The sequence below is a fragment of the Pseudomonas leptonychotis genome (assembly GCF_004920405.1).
Taxonomy (GTDB): Bacteria; Pseudomonadota; Gammaproteobacteria; order Pseudomonadales; family Pseudomonadaceae; genus Aquipseudomonas; species Aquipseudomonas leptonychotis.
Genome location: NZ_RFLV01000001.1, coordinates 1547185 through 1563350, shown reverse-complemented (window position 1 = coordinate 1563350; position 16166 = coordinate 1547185). Strand labels below are relative to the sequence as shown.

16 protein-coding genes are annotated in these 16166 nt (G+C 59.5%); 10 read left to right on the top strand and 6 right to left on the bottom strand.

Translation table 11 applies throughout. The features are described from left to right. Positions 1–2: 2 nt before the first annotated feature. Positions 3–1490, bottom strand: coding sequence for a glucose-6-phosphate dehydrogenase (gene zwf, locus D8779_RS07040; protein ID WP_167492535.1), 1488 nt, complete (start codon positions 1488–1490; stop codon positions 3–5). 111 nt (positions 1491–1601) lie between these two features. Here zwf and hexR point away from each other — a divergent pair, with 111 nt between their 5' ends. Together hexR and D8779_RS07030 are read left to right on the top strand one after the other, a co-directional pair. Next, positions 1602–2468, top strand: coding sequence for a transcriptional regulator HexR (gene hexR / locus D8779_RS07035; protein WP_136663711.1), 867 nt, complete (start codon positions 1602–1604; stop codon positions 2466–2468). Positions 2469–2635: 167 nt separating this feature from the next. Further along, complete coding sequence (locus tag D8779_RS07030; protein WP_136663710.1) at positions 2636–2851, top strand: PA3496 family putative envelope integrity protein; 216 nt, start codon at positions 2636–2638, stop codon at positions 2849–2851. Positions 2852–2910: 59 nt separating this feature from the next. Here D8779_RS07030 and D8779_RS07025 read toward each other — a convergent pair whose 3' ends face one another. Continuing rightward, a complete protein-coding gene (locus tag D8779_RS07025; RefSeq protein WP_136663709.1) occupies positions 2911–5100 on the bottom strand; it encodes a M14 family zinc carboxypeptidase in 2190 nt (729 codons plus the stop codon). Positions 5101–5430: 330 nt separating this feature from the next. On the opposite strand from D8779_RS07025, the gene D8779_RS07020 reads away from it, so the two are divergent. Continuing rightward, positions 5431–5901: a hypothetical protein gene (locus D8779_RS07020; RefSeq protein WP_136663708.1), complete on the top strand. Its 471-nt coding sequence runs from the start codon at positions 5431–5433 to the stop codon at positions 5899–5901. On the opposite strand, the gene D8779_RS07015 is transcribed toward D8779_RS07020, so the two are convergent. Beyond that, the gene (locus tag D8779_RS07015; RefSeq protein WP_136663707.1) at positions 5867–6847 is read right to left on the bottom strand and encodes a LysR family transcriptional regulator; all 981 of its coding nucleotides are present in this window, start codon (positions 6845–6847) and stop codon (positions 5867–5869) included. The two genes, D8779_RS07020 and D8779_RS07015, sit on opposite strands and share 35 nt — an antisense overlap. 189 nt (positions 6848–7036) lie before the next feature. Here D8779_RS07015 and D8779_RS07010 point away from each other — a divergent pair, with 189 nt between their 5' ends. The 4 genes from D8779_RS07010 to D8779_RS06995 all read left to right on the top strand — a co-directional run bounded on the left by D8779_RS07010 (position 7037) and on the right by D8779_RS06995 (position 11845). After that, positions 7037–8455 carry an acetyl-CoA carboxylase biotin carboxylase subunit gene (locus tag D8779_RS07010; protein WP_136663706.1) on the top strand — a complete coding sequence of 473 codons (1419 nt, stop codon included), beginning with the start codon at positions 7037–7039 and terminating at the stop codon, positions 8453–8455. A 15-nt stretch (positions 8456–8470) separates the two neighbouring features. Continuing rightward, positions 8471–10294: a sodium-extruding oxaloacetate decarboxylase subunit alpha gene (oadA, locus tag D8779_RS07005; protein ID WP_136663705.1), complete on the top strand. Its 1824-nt coding sequence runs from the start codon at positions 8471–8473 to the stop codon at positions 10292–10294. 305 nt (positions 10295–10599) lie between these two features. Then, a complete protein-coding gene (locus tag D8779_RS07000) occupies positions 10600–11541 on the top strand; it encodes a sodium-dependent bicarbonate transport family permease (RefSeq protein WP_136663704.1) in 942 nt (313 codons plus the stop codon). 1 nt (position 11542) lies between these two features. Then, positions 11543–11845, top strand: coding sequence for a DUF3240 family protein (locus D8779_RS06995; protein WP_136663703.1), 303 nt, complete (start codon positions 11543–11545; stop codon positions 11843–11845). Here the strand turns inward: D8779_RS06995 and D8779_RS06990 are convergent. Beyond that, positions 11842–12237, bottom strand: coding sequence for a hypothetical protein (locus D8779_RS06990; RefSeq protein WP_136663702.1), 396 nt, complete (start codon positions 12235–12237; stop codon positions 11842–11844). The two genes, D8779_RS06995 and D8779_RS06990, sit on opposite strands and share 4 nt — an antisense overlap. Before the next feature lie 217 nt (positions 12238–12454). On the opposite strand from D8779_RS06990, the gene glsB reads away from it, so the two are divergent. After that, positions 12455–13363 carry a glutaminase B gene (gene glsB, locus D8779_RS06985; protein ID WP_136663701.1) on the top strand — a complete coding sequence of 303 codons (909 nt, stop codon included), beginning with the start codon at positions 12455–12457 and terminating at the stop codon, positions 13361–13363. A 60-nt stretch (positions 13364–13423) separates the two neighbouring features. Here the strand turns inward: glsB and D8779_RS06980 are convergent, their stop codons facing one another. Both D8779_RS06980 and D8779_RS06975 read right to left on the bottom strand, forming a co-directional pair. Continuing rightward, positions 13424–13774: a hypothetical protein gene (locus tag D8779_RS06980; RefSeq protein WP_240789692.1), complete on the bottom strand. Its 351-nt coding sequence runs from the start codon at positions 13772–13774 to the stop codon at positions 13424–13426. 124 nt (positions 13775–13898) lie between these two features. Continuing rightward, positions 13899–14342: a response regulator transcription factor gene (locus D8779_RS06975; RefSeq protein ID WP_136663700.1), complete on the bottom strand. Its 444-nt coding sequence runs from the start codon at positions 14340–14342 to the stop codon at positions 13899–13901. Between the two features lie 251 nt (positions 14343–14593). Here D8779_RS06975 and D8779_RS06970 point away from each other — a divergent pair, with 251 nt between their 5' ends. Both D8779_RS06970 and D8779_RS06965 read left to right on the top strand, forming a co-directional pair. Beyond that, on the top strand, positions 14594–15655 hold the full coding sequence (locus tag D8779_RS06970) for a hypothetical protein (protein ID WP_136663699.1): 1062 nt from the start codon (positions 14594–14596) through the stop codon (positions 15653–15655). A 67-nt stretch (positions 15656–15722) separates the two neighbouring features. Continuing rightward, complete coding sequence (locus D8779_RS06965; protein WP_136663698.1) at positions 15723–16127, top strand: hypothetical protein; 405 nt, start codon at positions 15723–15725, stop codon at positions 16125–16127. Positions 16128–16166 lie beyond the last annotated feature (39 nt).

Sequence of the window (16166 nt, the reverse complement as noted above, 5' to 3'; positions counted from 1 at the left end):
CGCTATTCCATCCACTGCCGTTCGTGGCGTTCGAGCAGGTTGCTGGCCTGTTCCGGGCCATCGCTGCCGGCCGGGTAGGGGCGCGGGCTCTGGTAGTGCTGGTGCCAGCCTTTGATGATCGGGTCGACCCAACTCCAGGCCGCCTCCACTTCATCGCGGCGCATAAACAGAGTCGAGTCGCCTTCGATAACATCCAGCAGCAGGCGCTCATAAGCGTCCCAGCGGCGTTGTTTGTGGAAGGCATTAGCCAGGTTGAGGTCGAGTTCCACCGGTTGCAGGTGCATGCCCTTGCCGGGGCTTTTGCCCATTAATTGCAGGCTGATGCGCTCTTCCGGTTGCAAGCGAATCAGCAGGCGATTGGCTTCGCCACCGCCAAACAGTTGGTGCGGTACGGGCTTGAACTGAATCAGGATTTCCGAGGTTTTATGCCCCAGACGTTTGCCGGTGCGTAGGTAGAACGGTACGCCGGCCCAGCGCCAGTTATCGATTTCCGCCTGCACGGCGACAAAAGTTTCGGTGTCGCTGTCGTTGTCGACGTTCTTTTCGAAGTAATAGGCCGGCACTTCCTGGCCGCCGATTTTGCCAGCGGCGTACTGCCCGCGTACGGTCTTGTCTTGCACGTCGAGCCCGGAGATCGGCTTGAGCGCTTCGAGAATTTTCACTTTTTCGTTGCGCACCGATTCGGCGTCGAAGCGCACCGGCGCTTCCATCGCCACCAGGCAGAGCAACTGCAGCAAGTGGTTCTGGATCATGTCGCGCATGGCGCCGGCTTTTTCGTAGTAGGCGCCGCGGTTTTCCACGCCAAGGGTTTCGCACACGCTGATCTGCACGTGATCGATATGCCCGGCGCGCCACACGGGCTCGAACAGCGCGTTGGCAAAGCGCAGCGCCATCAGGTTCTGTACGGTTTCCTTGCCCAGGTAGTGATCGATACGGAACACCCGCGACTCGTCGAACACCGCGCCGATGGCGGCATTGATCGCCTGGGCTGATTCGAGCGAGTGGCCAATCGGTTTTTCCAGCACGATGCGCGCTTTGGAACCGGCCAAGTTGGCGACTTTAAGGTGCGAGGCGATGTCTTCAAACAGGTCCGGCGCGGTGGCCAGGTAGTAGATACGCACCCGCTCAGGGTCATCGCCCAAACGCTTGCTGAGGCGGCCGAAGTCGGCGCTTTGGCTGGCATCCATGGCGAAGTAATCGAGGCGTGCGGCGAAGCTGGCCCAAGTGCCGTTGTCAAAATCGCTGCGGGCCACCTGGGCCCGGCAGTGGCGTTCGGTGAGGGCTTGGAAGGCGCTGCGGCTATGGGCGCTGCGGGCCAGGGCAAGAATCCGCGTATCGCCATGCAGACGACCGGCGCGATGCAGGTGGTAGAGCGCTGGCAGCAGTTTATGTAGGGCCAGATCGCCGGTGCCGCCAAACACCAGCATGTCGCAGGGAATGCTCAAGGTGGGAACTCCGACTCGGTTTAGCAGTGCGGGGGCGGCGGCCATGTAGTATAACTACAAAACCACTACAACCCGTCGTGCGTCGATCATAACCGAGTCATGGCTTTGATGCGGCGTGCTAGATGGATTCGTTAGCCAAATGTCGAGCCTAAACCTGTGAACCTGTTGCAGCACATTGCCCAGTCGCGTCATCTACTCCGCAAATCGGAACTCAAAGTTGCGGATCATGTTCTGCTCGACCCGGCGTCGGTCATGCACAGCTCCATGGCTGAACTGGCGCACAACGTCGGCATCAGTGAGCCAACCATCGTGCGCTTCTGTCGGGCGATTGGGTGCACCGGTTTTCAGGACCTCAAACTCAAGTTGGCGCAAAGCCTGGCCGCCGGCGCCAGTTTCGGTCAGTTCGCCATTCATGAAGATGATTCGGTGGCAGATTTCAGCCTGAAGATCTTCGACACCACCCTGCATACCTTGATCGAGGTGCGCGAGAAGCTCGACACCCAGGCCTTGCAGCAGGCCATCGCGGCCATCAGCAACGCTCAGCGTGTGGAGTTCTATGGCTTTGGCGCATCCGGCGCAGTAGCGGCGGATGCTCAGCACAAATTCTTCCGTCTGCTGTTAACGGCCGCCGCCTATTCCGACCCGCACATGCAAGCGATGAGTGCGGTGACGCTCAAACCTACCGACGTGGCGATTTGTATCTCGCAGTCCGGGCGCTCCAAGGACCTGCTGATCACTGCCAACCTGGTGCGTGAAACCGGCGCGACCTTGATTACCCTATGCCCGAGCCAGACACCGCTGGCGGATCTGGCCACGGTCAACCTGGCCATCGATGTGCAGGAAGACACCGAGATTTACACCCCGCTGACCTCGCGTATCGCCCACCTGGTGGTGATCGACGTGCTCGCCATGGGCGTGGCCATGGCCCGTGGACCGGGCTTGGTCAACCACCTGAAGAGCGTCAAGCGCAGCTTGCGCAGCCTGCGGTTGTCGCCTAAATCACATAAAAATATCGAAGACTGAACGGCGCTCCGCCAGCGTCAGACGTAATCAGCGCGTCGCGCAATCTACAGCCCGCCCCGTTGGTTTTGTTTGTGTGATGTCATCACTGCGTTATTGCGCGGCCATCAAAGCGTCATATCCGAGGCCGAAGCTAGAACTCCCGTTATTCAGCTTGGGAGTTTTACCCTATGTCTGGCTATTTGGATAAAGCGCAGCCTCACGAAAACAGCGATGCCAAAACGCGGCGTAAGCTGCTTGACCAGCGCCGCATGGAATACCGTCGCGCCATCGAAGCGCATGCCGAAGCGCGTCAGTTGCAGCATGAGTTGATCGACTTTCCGGAGTTGCTTGCAACGCGTTATTTGCACAGCCTGCAGGCTGCAAACGCAGCAAGCGCGCGTTGAATATGCGCTGCTAGGTAATGCGCCTGGAGCCGTCGGTAACGGCGCCAGGCGGCTAGGTCCTACTCGATATTGACGGTGTAATCCTCCACTTCACCGTAATTGAAGGTGCCACACGGCACGGGTGCGGTGTTGTAGCGCATGGCTACACGCAGGCGGGTTTTTCCGGTGGCGGCACCTGCGGGAATTACCAGGTTGCCATTCACCACCGTGCTGAGCGCGCGCGTGGAGGTGAACAGTTCCTCACCTGCGTCGGTGAAGTCACCGTCTTTGTTCAGGTCGACCCAGACCTTCCAGTACTCGTTGTACACAGAGCCGGCAAACTGTGGCGTCAGGCGCAGGCTGTTGCTGCCACGTTGCAGGTTAACCGCCTGACCAATGCGCGCTTCGGTGAAGTCGCTGTAGGTGCTGGCGCCTGAGCTGCGAGAGAAGCTGCCGAGGCTGACCTGGCTGATCCACTCATCGTTGGCATTGCCGCTGGCCGCGCTGCAGTAGTTTGGCTGCACCGGGCCCGAACCGATCACCAGAAACGCGGCTGACAGTGCGCCCCAGGTGCCGGACGCATCGCGCGCGCGGACATAGACCGTGTGCTTGCCAGGCAGCAGCCCCGTGGTGGCGATGTTGCCGGTCAGGCCCTCGGTCTTGCCGTTGAAGCTGCCGTCCAGTGGCTGCAAAGGCATGGCCTGCGCCCCTGACTCCCAGGGTGCTTTGTCGATGTAGTACTCGGCCGCGGTGACATTTTGCGTGGGTTCGGTGCCATTGCGGGTGCTGAAACCCAGGTCACTCGCGGTGGCACTCAGGGTCACTAGGGTGCCGGCTGGCACGCCGCTGGACGCATTGCCACTTAGTGCCAGGTTGCTGATGTCCGGACCGCCGGGGGTTGTGTAGGGGGTACGAACAACCTTGGCCGCGTAGATCAGGGCGGGCAGGTTCTTCGGCTTGATGGTGTTCTGGTAGACCGTGCAGCTCTGGAAGAACTGCGTGCCCAGCTCGAAGGTGTAAGCCGCTACCCCCAGCTCGCCATAGCTGATCCCGTCACTGGTGCCGTCGGTGGGGTAAAGGCCGATGGACTGTTGCGGCGCGTAGCCATTGAACAAGGCGAACTTGCGGCCCAGGGTCTGCAGCGCGGTGCCATTGGGCGCCGCCTGGCTGGTATCACCCCAGGGCCAGAGCACCAGTTCGCTGTAACTGTGGATATCCAGGTGGATGCCGCTGGTGTCGCTCGGCGCCGCATCATTCTTGCCGGGGCCGCGACGATCGGGCCAGAGGCTGCGCACATAGCTTTCAAGGGCCTGGATTTCCGGCTCGGAGCCCGCACTGGGGCCGCGGTAAGTGTCATTGCAGGCACTGCCGCTTGAGCCTTGGCCGTTGGTGCTGTTCCAGCCGAAGCTGAAGTTGCGGTTGAGGTCGGCGCCGCGGCTGTTGCTGTTGGCGCCGCAGTAATTTTGGTTGGCATTCTTGCGCCAGGACAGACCTGTTTCGGCTTTCTTGCGACCGTCCGGGTTGGTCTGCAGCATCAGATGGACCTCGTGGTGATCGAGAATCCAGGTGGCGTCAGCATCGGTGCCGTAGCCGTTGACCAGCCAGCGGGCGAAGTCCAGCACCAGCGGGGCGGTGGTGTATTCGCGGGCGTGGATGGCGCTGTTGATAAACAGCTTGGGCTTATTGCCGGTAATGGCTTTGTTGGTCAGCTTGAGCACGCCGATGTCGTGTCCGCCCTGACCGTTGAGCTTTTCCCAGGTCTGGCCAACCAACAGCCATTGGGCAATGCCGGGGAACTGACTGGCCATGCCGCTGGCCACACTGTAGGTACTCTCCAGGGTTTCATAGCAGGCGTAGCCGGGGATGCTGGCCAGGCTTGCGTCGCTCATCGCTGTGGCGCTTTTCAGGCTGCGCTGTTGCAGGCGATTCTGGATCAGGGTGAGGACTTCATTGCGCTTGGCAATAAATTCGCTGGCCACTTCGAAGGTGAAACCAAAGGCTGCGAGTTTCTCCTGCTCTTCCTCGGTCAGCTCCATGATCAGGTAGCCTTGCTTGTAATGCGACTCAAGCAACTGACCGTGGAAGCTGATGGCCGCTTTGCGGGCAATGTCTTCGTTAGGGAAAAACGCCTTGTACACCTGGTTGGCGGCTTTTTCCTGCTCTAGCAACATAAAGTCTTCTTGGGGGTTGGCGTGTGCCTGAACCGTGTTGAGCATGCAAAGCGCGGTGATGCTGGCACTGATGGCGAGGGTTAACTTCCGCTTTCTCATTCTTGAGATTCCTATCCTTCACTTATTATTTATCCGCCCCCGATAAGGAACGGTGTGTTTTTTGCCCCCTTGTGGAGGGCGAGTGATATGTGGCAGTGGAAGCTCTTGCTGCCGAATGCGTTGGCGCTACTGCATGCCGCTGAACATCGTGTTATGAGAGGCAGGCCGATCTGGTACAAGAGTGCAAAGGAACTTAGAAGGCGCTTTTAGACCTGTCAATTTCTTCGTAGATCGCTGTCGTTTTTCGTATTTTCACCGCATATAACCAGCTCACTGCCCGCTTAAATGATGGCGTCTGGCTATGTGTCGAAACCCTGTGTGGAGGGATTTATGCAAGGGATCAACAAATGGCGGGTCAGCATGCTGCTGCTGGTTCTCGCGCAGGTTCTGGGCTGTGCCGCAGGTGGCGCCGAGCCGCAGGTAGGCGCTGATCGGGCGCGCGTGATGGCGGCCGAGTGGGCGCAGCTGCGCCAGGCGAAGGGGCATTTTGCCGGTGGCGAGTGGCGGCAGGATCTGGATGCCTGGCAAGGCCGCAAGCATCAGCTGATGCAGGAGCTGGCTGCTGAAGTGCTGGCTGCGCGCGGCGATGCGTCGGCTGTGCTGGCGCTGTTGGGCGAGCCTGACGCCAAGGTAGCGGTCGATCAGGCGGACTACGCCGATTGGCAGCGCCGCACGGATTGGCAGGGAAGTGCGGGGCCGCTGCTGTGGAGCTATCACTGGCGCGGCCAGCATGATCAGTTGCTGGTGGCCTTCAGCGCGGGGCGCGTCAGTGCGGTGGGCTGGCTATATGCCTGGGAGTAGTGTCGCCGCCGGGCTCGGAAAAACGCTTGGCCAAGGCGTTGATCAGGCTGCGCTGATCGCGCACAAAGGCGAAGAAGGCCTGTGCCACCGGCGACAGGTATTTGCCGCGCGGGTGCAGCAGGCACCAGCTGCGCAATAGCGGCAACTCGCTCACCGGCAGTTCGCGCAGGGCGCCGCAGTCCAGCTCGCGGCGCACGGCGTGGCGCGGCAGCAAAGCGAGGCCGAGACCGGCGATGACCCCTTCGCATTGTCCTTCCATGGAGCCGACTTCCAGGGTGTGAGCAAAGTGCGCGCGTTTTTGGTGGCAATACTCTTCGCAGGCCTGGCGTGTGCCGGAGCCGGCTTCGCGGATCAGTAGGGGGAAGGCGGTCAGGTCCTGCAGGCTCAATGGGCCTTGGCTGCACAGGGGGTGATCGGGTGGGGCGACGGCGATGATCGGGTTGTTAAGAAAGGGCAGAAATTCCAGGTTCATGTCCGTGGGCACCCGCGACATGATCAGCAGGTCATCACGATTGGCGTTCAGGCGTTTGAGGGCTTGGGCATGATTGGTCACCACCAGGTGTAAATTGACTTCTGGGTAATGCTGGCGAAAAGCGGCGAACAGGTGCGGAACGAAGTACTTGGCGCTGGATTCGACCGCCAAGCTGAGCTGCCCTTGCAGCGAGCCTTGTAGGTCGGCCAGCTGCATGTCGAGGCTTTCCAAGCGGCCGAAAATATCGGCACTGGCGCGCTGCAGGGCCTCGGCTGCTTCGGTGAGGTACAGCTTCTTGCCGACGTAATCGAACAGCGGCTGGCCGAGTAATTCTTCCAGCTGGCGAATTTGCAGGCTGACGGCGGGTTGGCTGAGCGACATTTCTTCTGCCGCGCGGCTGTAAGAGAGGTTGCTGCACACCGAGCGGAATATCTGTATTTGTCTAAATGTCATACGTAGCAATGACTTACGCATGATTTTTACCTTTGTGGTGGCAGGCTTTGTGCGCAACTATAAGTCTTTGCTTATACCTAACCCAATAATTATTGATTTTGGTTAATCAATAAGCCGGCGTAGCTTAACTGCCTGACCGCTTTTGCTGCTGCGGTCATACGTCGACCGCTTCTGTCGGTTGCCTGCTCACGTGATCGAGGGTGCTGGCTCGTGATCAAGAAAATACTAATAGCCAATCGCGGTGAGATTGCAGTGCGCATTGTGCGCGCCTGTGCCGAAATGAATATTCGCTCGGTGGCCGTCTACTCCGATGCTGACCGTCAGGCATTGCACGTCAAGCGTGCCGACGAGGCTCACGGTATTGGTGCCGATCCGCTGGCCGGTTATCTGAACCCGCGCAAGCTGGTCAATCTGGCGGTGGAGACCGGCTGTGATGCGCTGCACCCCGGCTATGGTTTTTTGTCTGAGAACGCCGAGCTGGCCGATATTTGCGCCGAGCGTGGGATCAAGTTTATCGGGCCGTCGGCCGAAGTGATCCGCCGTATGGGTGACAAGACCGAGGCGCGGCGCAGCATGATCGCCGCCGGCGTACCCTGCACCCCCGGCACTGAAGGCAACGTGGCGGACCTGCATGAAGCGTTGAGCGAGGGTGACCGCATCGGTTACCCGGTAATGCTCAAGGCTACCAACGGCGGCGGTGGACGCGGCATTCGCCGTTGCAACAGCCGTGAAGAGTTAGAACAAGCCTTCCCCCGCGTGATCTCCGAGGCGACCAAGGCCTTCGGCCGCGCCGAGGTGTTTCTGGAAAAATGCATCGTCAATCCCAAGCACATCGAGGCGCAGATCCTCGGAGACAGCTTCGGCAATGTGGTGCACCTGTTTGAGCGTGACTGCTCGATCCAGCGGCGTAACCAGAAGCTGATCGAAATCGCTCCAAGCCCGCAGCTGACGCCTGAGCAGCGTGCCTATATTGGTGACCTGTCGGTGCGTGCGGCCAAGGCGGTGGGCTACGAAAACGCCGGTACCGTGGAATTCCTGCTGGCCGAGGATGGCGAGCTGTACTTTATGGAGATGAACACCCGGGTGCAGGTGGAGCACACCATCACCGAGGAAATCACCGGCATCGACATCGTCCGCGAGCAAATTCGCATCGCCTCGGGTTTAGAGCTGTCGGTCAAGCAAGAAGACATCATTCACCGTGGCTTCGCCTTGCAGTTCCGCATCAATGCCGAGGACCCAAAGAACAACTTCCTGCCCTCGTTCGGCAAGATCACCCGCTACTACGCCCCCGGCGGCCCCGGCGTGCGCACCGACACGGCGATCTACACCGGCTACACCATTCCGCCGTACTACGATTCCATGTGCCTGAAGCTGGTGGTCTGGGCGCTGACCTGGGAAGAAGCCTTGGCCCGTGGCCTGCGCGCCCTGGATGACATGCGCGTGCAAGGGGTGAAGACCACCGCCGCTTATTACCAGGAAATTTTGCGTAACCCGGAATTTCGCAGCGGTCAGTTCAACACCAGCTTCGTCGAGGCGCACCCGGAGCTGACCGAGTACTCAATCAAGCGTAATCCGTCGCACCTGGCCATCGCCATCGCCACCGCCATTGCTGCCCACGCTGGCCTGTAAGGGAAGAATCAGAATATGAGCACGCCTGTTTCGCCTAAAAAAATCACCGTTTCCGATACCGTTCTGCGCGACGCCCACCAGTCGTTGCTGGCCACGCGCATGCGCACCGAGGACATGTTGCCGATCTGCGACAAGCTCGACCAGGTTGGCTATTGGTCGCTGGAAGTCTGGGGTGGCGCGACCTTCGATGCCTGTATCCGCTTCCTCAAGGAAGACCCCTGGGAGCGCCTGCGCAAGCTCAAGGCGGCGCTGCCCAATACCCGCCTGCAGATGCTCCTGCGCGGGCAGAACCTGCTCGGCTACCGCCACTACAGCGACGATGTGGTCAAAGCCTTCGTGGCCAAGGCGGCGGTCAACGGCATCGACGTGTTCCGCATCTTCGACGCGATGAACGATGTGCGTAACCTGCGCGTCTCGATCGAAGCGGTAAAGGCGGCCGGCAAGCATGCCCAAGGCACCTTGAGCTACACCGTCAGCCCGGTGCATACGGTCGAGGCCTACGTGAAGCAGGCCAAGGCCATGCAGGCCATGGGCATCGACTCCGTGGCGATCAAGGACATGGCCGGCCTGCTCACCCCCTACGCGGCCTATGACCTGGTCAAAGCGCTGAAGGCCGAGGTCGATCTGCCGGTGTTTATCCACAGCCACGACACCGCCGGCCTGGGTGCCATGTGCCAGCTCAAAGCAATTGAGGCCGGTGCCGATCACATCGACACCGCCATCTCCAGCATGGCCTGGGGCACCAGTCATCCGGGCACCGAGTCGATGGTCGCGGCGCTCAAGGGCAGCCCCTACGACACCGGCCTGGACCTGGCCCTGATTCAGGAGATTGGCTTGTACTTCCATGCGGTGCGCAAGAAGTACCACCAGTACGAAAGTGAATTCACTGCCGTCGACACCCGTGTGCAGGTCAATCAGGTGCCGGGCGGGATGATGTCCAATCTAGCCAACCAGCTCAAAGAGCAGGGCGCGCTCAGCCGCATTAATGAAGTTTTTGCGGAAATCCCACGGGTGCGTGAAGACCTCGGCTTCCCGCCGCTGGTCACGCCGACCTCGCAAATCGTCGGCACCCAAGCGGTGTTCAATGTGCTGGCCGGTGAGCGTTACAAGACCATCACCAACGAGGTGAAACTCTACCTGCAAGGCCGTTATGGCCTGGCGCCAGGCAAGGTCAACGAGCAGCTACGCAAGCAGGCAATCGGCAGCGAAGAAGTGATTGAAGTGCGCCCGGCGGATCTGCTCAAGCCGGAAATGGCCAAATTGCGCGAGGAAGTCGGCAGCCTGGCGAAATCCGAAGAAGACGTGCTGACTTACGCCATGTTCCCCGACATCGGGCGCAAGTTCCTCGAAGAACGCGCCGCCGGCACCCTGACCCCAGAAGTGCTGTTGCCGATTCCAGAAGCCGGCGGTGTGGCGGCTGCGGGCGGTGAAGGCGTGCCCACCGAATTCGTGGTCGATGTGCACGGCGAAAGCTACCGCGTGGACATCACCGGCGTCGGCGTGAAGAGCGATGGCAAGCGTCACTTCTACCTGTCCATCGATGGCATGCCGGAAGAAGTGGTGTTCGAGCCGCTGAATGATTTTGTCGCCGGCAGTTCAGGCAAGCGCAAGCAGGCCAGCGCGCCGGGCGATGTCAGCACCAGCATGCCGGGCAATATTGTCGATGTACTGGTCAAGGTGGGTGACACGGTCAAGGCGGGTCAGGCGGTACTGATCAGCGAAGCGATGAAGATGGAAACTGAAATACAGGCGCCGATTGCCGGTAGCGTGACTGCGGTACACGTGGCCAAGGGCGATCGGGTCAACCCGGGTGATGTGTTGGTGGAAATCGATGGTTAACCTCAGAAGCCCCGGCTGTTTGAACAGGCATTTGAAGAGCTTTTTTGGGGCTTCTTTTTACATCGCCGGCGTGGGATCTGCGCCTGGCAAGGGTTTTGGGCCACGTGCCTGAGTCCCCGGGGAGCCTAATGGCTCCCTTTTTTTCGGTTATGCCCCGTTGCGCACTGCTTGGCTGCCAGTTGAGAGCCGGGTTGGGCGCAAGGCCACGAGCATCAGCACAGCTTGCGGAGGGGCATGACCTTTTATGCAGGGGATGTGACGCCACAAACGTCTATCTACAGGTAAATCGATAGGGGGTATGCGCTGTGAGTCTGGACCCGGTTGTACTGTTTTTTGTGTTCGGCCTGGCTGCCGGCTTGCTGAAAAGCGAGTTGAAGCTACCGCCAGCGCTCTATGAAACCTTATCCATCATGCTGCTGCTGGCCATTGGTCTGCACGGCGGCGTGGAGCTGGCTGAACAAGCCAGTTGGCAGTTACTCGGTCAGGCGGCGCTGGTGCTGGGGCTCGGCGTGGTCTTGCCACTGTTGGCGTTTGCTGTGCTACGCGGCCTGGGCTTTGACCGAGTCAACGCCGCCGCTGTGGCCGCGCACTATGGCTCCGTCAGCGCCGGTACCTTTGCCGTGGTGGTGGCCTACATGCTGGCCAAGGGCATTGAGTTCGAGAGCTATATGCCGCTGTTTGTGGCGATTCTGGAAATTCCCGCGATATTGGTCGGTATTCTTCTGGCCAAAGGTCTGGCACGCGATACCGATTGGGGCGAGCTGGGCCGGGAGATCTTCCTCGGCAAGAGCATCATGTTGTTGCTTGGCGGTTTGATCATCGGTGCCATCGCCGGCAAAGAAGCGATCAAGCCGCTGGAGCCGCTGTACACCAGCATGTTCAAGCCGGTGTTGGCGTTCTTCCTGCTGGAGATGGGCCTGATTGCTTCCGGCCAGCTCGGTGCGCTGAAACAGTTTGGCTTGCGTCTACTTGGCTTTGCCTTGCTGATGCCGCTGTTGGGTGCCTTGATTGGTGCGTTACTGGCGCGCTTTATGGGGTTGAGCCTGGGCGGAACGGCGGTACTCGCCACGCTCGCCGCGTCGGCGTCCTATATCGCGGTGCCGGCGGCGTTGCGCCTGGCGTTGCCCGAGGCTAACCCTTCGTTGTCGCTGACCGCGTCCTTGGGTATCACCTTTCCGTTCAACATTCTGCTGGGCATCCCGCTGTACCTGATGCTGGCTGAACAGCTTATTGCCTGGGGGCTCTGATATGAACGCACACATGCGCACCCTGCTTACCGTGATCTGCGAAGCGGCGCTGGAGAAAAAATTGGTGGCTGACTTGCACACCCTCGGTGCCCCCGGCTGGACCATTTCCGACGCCCGCGGCAGTGGTGGCCGCGGCGTACGCAGCGCCGGCTGGGAAACCGAAGGCAATATTCGCCTGGAGATCATCTGCGCCCGCGATGTGGCCGAGCGCATCGCCGAGCATCTGCAGGCGCGTTACTACGCCAACTTCGCCATGGTCTGTTACCTGGCTCAGGTGGAAGTGCTGCGTCCGGAGAAGTTCTAGCGGCTCAGGCGGTGCGCCGTGCGCAGTTCCAGCAGATCTTGATAGGTGCAGGTCTGTGGCACTTCGCCGGTCAGATCAAAACAGCGCTGACCGAAGCCCATAGGCCAGTAGGCAATGCCGACCGGCGGCCAGAAGATCGAGGCCACTCGAAAGCGACTTTTCAATTTCCCCGAGCGGATGGTATTGGCCTGGCTGTCTTCGATGCGGTAGGGAATACCCGCACTGGCACCCCAGGAAAAGGGACGGCTGCGGACCAGGCCCTGATTGTTCTTCGCCGGCCGCTCGTTAATCACCAGGGTGCTGTTCTCCGGCAGTTTGAACCAGGCGCCGGTGGAGCAGCCTACGCTGGCCAGAGTTATGAACAAGAGTGCGCTAAGGCGGAGTATGGACATGCGTGTCGATCCTTATGGTCATCCGTGAACATTCACGAGCAGGCGCCGATCTGGCCATTGGCCAGCTGCGCGGGGGCGCAAATATACCCAGTTTTTTCGGTTTTGCCTGCAGCGAGAATGTTTCTGCAGCGTTTGCGCAATGGACTGTGATCAGCGCTCCTTCGCAAGCGTCTAGCCGACAGAGCCCGGATGTCTGGGCGCGGCTGTGGACCTAAGCATGCAAGCGCTGTTGAATGAAATTCTCGATGAGGTGCGCCCGCTCATTGGTCAGGGCAAGGTGGCCGATTACATTCCGGCGCTGGCCGATGTCCCGGCCAAGCAACTGGGCATTGCGGTGTACAGCAACGACGGCGAACTGTTTTGCGCCGGCGATGCCGATACGGCGTTTTCCATACAGAGCATCTCCAAGGTGTTCAGCCTGGTGCAGGCCATTCAGCATTCTGGTGAAGATATCTGGCAGCGCCTCGGCCATGAACCCTCCGGTCAGCCTTTCAACTCGCTGGTGCAGTTAGAGTTCGAGCGTGGTCGTCCGCGTAATCCGTTTATCAATGCCGGTGCCCTGGTGATTTGCGATATCAACCAGTCGCGCTTTGCCGCGCCGGCGCTGTCGATGCGTGACTTCGTGCGGCGGTTGGCCGGCAATCCTGAGCTGTTGGTGGATAGCAAAGTGGCCGAATCGGAATATATGCACCGCGCGCGCAATGCGGCGGCAGCCTACTTGATGCAGTCCTTCGGCAATTTTCACAACGACGTGGAGGCGGTGCTGCGCAGTTATTTCAATTACTGCGCGCTGCGCATGAGTTGCGCCGATTTGGCGCGAGCGTTCTGCTTCCTGGCCAACGATGGTTTCTGCAAACACAGTGGGCAGCAAATTCTCAGCGCCAAGCAGAGCAAGCAGGTCAACGCGATCATGGCCACCAGCGGGTTGTATGACGAGGCCGGTAACTTTGCCTATCGCGTCGGCTTACCGGGCAAGAGTGGTGTGGGCGGCGGCATCGTTGCGGTGGTGCCGGGGCGTTTCAGCGTGTGCGTGTGGTCGCCTGAGCTCAATGGCGCGGGTAACTCCCTGGCCGGCATCAAAGCGCTCGAACTGCTAAGTGAGCGGATTGGTTGGTCGGTATTCTGATGAGTGCCGCGCGCGTCATGCCGCGACGCCTTTCGCCGGCATGACGCGCGCTACGCTGGATTAATCGGCCTTGGGCGTCGAGGGCTCATCCGTTGCCGGCGCTTGTTCCTGCTCGACCGCCTCGGTCTTTTCGCAGACGCCGTTGGCACCCTGTTTACCGGTGTAGGACACCGTGGGCGAACCGGCGGCATTCAGGCTGATGGAGAGGGTTATGCCTTCACCCTTGGCCTCAAAAAACTGTTCGCTGAGCTTGTGCAACACAATCGGCTTGTCGTTGACATAGACCGAGCCGTTGGCTTCGGCTCGCACGTTGAGGTCGGTCGTGCAGGTGACGTCGAATGGCGGCAGATTGGCGGCATGGGCCATGCCGCTGACGGCCAATAAAACCATGGGGATGGGCAAAGTGTTCATGCGGTTGCTCCAGGCAGGGAGGCGGGCGAGGGCCTTCACAGTTACCGCTGGCCCGAATAATCAACTAAGCAGCCAGCTGTAGCCTTGTCCAACCGGGGTGCGGTTTACCCGATCAGTTGCGTGGTCAGCCAGTGCTCACCTGCCCCTTCAGCGGCAGCTCCAGCCAGCCACGCGCCACCAGCGCATAGAGCAATCCGCAAATATTCGAGGCGGCCAACTTGTCTTGCATATTGCCGCGGTGCTTGCGCACGGTCAGGTCGCTGATGGCAAGTTCGCGGGCAACTTCCTTATCGCTCATTCCTTGGGCAAATAACTGCACGATCTGTAACTCTCGTGCACTTAATTTAGTGTTTTGTAGTTGTTCTTTATTAGTGGGTTCAGGTGCTGCGAAGTTCTCCAGGTAATAAATAGCCAGCTGTGCTGACTTATTTAATGAAAGTTTATCGTGTAAGTGCTCGCGGTGTTTTCTGGCGGTGCTCAGGGATACGCATAACTGTGTTGATATATCACGGTCTGTGCAGCCTTTGGCGATAAGCGATAGGGCCTGAAACTCACGTGGCGTAAGCACGTTGCGAATCCTTTCTGATGCAGCAGAGAGGGTCGCAGGTTAGAGCGTGCCAAGTAATAAACCGAGATGGAAAGACTTCCCCATATATACCGAATTTGCCCAATAGCCCGTTATTTAATTAATCGCCAGAGTTTAATTGTCGACTAACTCTACGGGCTCTTCAGGGCTGCAGGTGAGTTGCCTTATTCGGCGTACGTGCGGCGACATAAGTTGCTGCGCACTCCATTTAGATAACTGCAAGGATTACAGTCATGAATTGGAATCGTACGTTTACCGATCTTCTGCGCGCCGGGCGTCCTGCTTACTGGGGTAATTGGACCCTCGACCCCAAGTTCAAGGTCGGCGCAGTCGGTATTGTGTCTCCGGATAGTGGGGACTTCACCCTGGTGCAGGAGGCTACACCGGGTATCGCCATCAGCAGCCGTGGGGTGCCTAACCAGTGGAAGCTTTCTTCCAGCAACGTCAAGCGCAGCCAAGCCAGCGTTAACCTGGATGGCTCGGCCACTGATCCGGAGACGGGTATCAAGATCACCGCTGGTACGGAAATCACCTGGGAGTTCGCCAATGTCGGCTCGATGGCCTCGGAGTTCGGTATTTCCAGCGAGAGCTTTATCAGCGACCTCACCGTATTGAGCAAAGCGGAAACCTTGACCTGGCTCGCCAAGCAAGCGTCTGCCGTGAGCATGGGCAGCGGCGGCAATATCGCTCAGGGTTTTGGCGTTGTCACCAGCGTGATCTACGCCAACAGCGGCTTGAATGTCGGCTCTCAGGACAAAAGCTCGTCCTTCGCTATTTCAGGCTCAGTGGGTGCCGTGCAGGACATGCTGGCCGGGGCCAACGGCAAGGGCTCGTTTGTGTCCTCCAAAGAAACCAAGCAGATCGACCAGCACCTCTGGCCCGCCGCCCCGAATAGCTTGGCCAATGGCTCGGTGCCGATTGCCTACACCTTCGCCTCCTACGACGGCAACCTGCTGATTCCTAACTGGATTACTCGGTTGGGGGCCTTACAGATCCTGTTCAACAACAAACCAGGCTGCACCTACATCACCGATATCAAGCTGAGCTACGACACGCCGCAAGGCCCGCAGCACCAGTCGTTCTCGTTGAGCGGCGGCCTGTCCAAGACCATCGGCAATATCCCATTGAACGCCACCAATATCGTCGCCGACATCAACTTCAAGGGTGTGATCAACAGCGACAAGTACAGCTTCAAGTGGCCGAACCCGCTTGGCCAGTGGCTGACCGGCCAACGTGAGATCGAGATGACCGGAGTCTGGCCCGGCCAGACACACGCCAACGATATCGCCATGTGACATCCACTCGGGGGTAGAGCGTGCTGCTCGGCCCTCGAATCGCTTAGCCCATGGAGGGCATGCAACCATGCAAAATTTCCTCAATAGCCACAAAAAACTCGGCGCCTGCATCCTGTTCATCGCGTTGTGCGCAGGTAGCGTATCGGCGGCACAGGCCGAAGAAGTCGGTACAGGCGTGCTGATCGTGCGTGGCGGCGCCGCTAACACGAGCGTCAACTACGACAAGGAGGACCAGGACAGCAACGGTCGTCTGCAGGGCGTTTCTGTTCTGTGTGCCAGTAAGGGCAGCCAGACGGCTGCCGCTCTGGTCGCCACGGATACCACGCGTGTCTGGGGTGCCTATATGAGCGGCACCACCACCACGGTGGTCAACAAGGGTGGTCATGTGATCAAGGATCGGCAGCCGGGTAACCCCAATCATTGCCTGATCAATGGCCTCACACTGGGTCAAATCAAGGGCCTGTGGCACTGATCTGCGCGATAAAAAAGACCGGCCTGAGCCGGTCTTTTT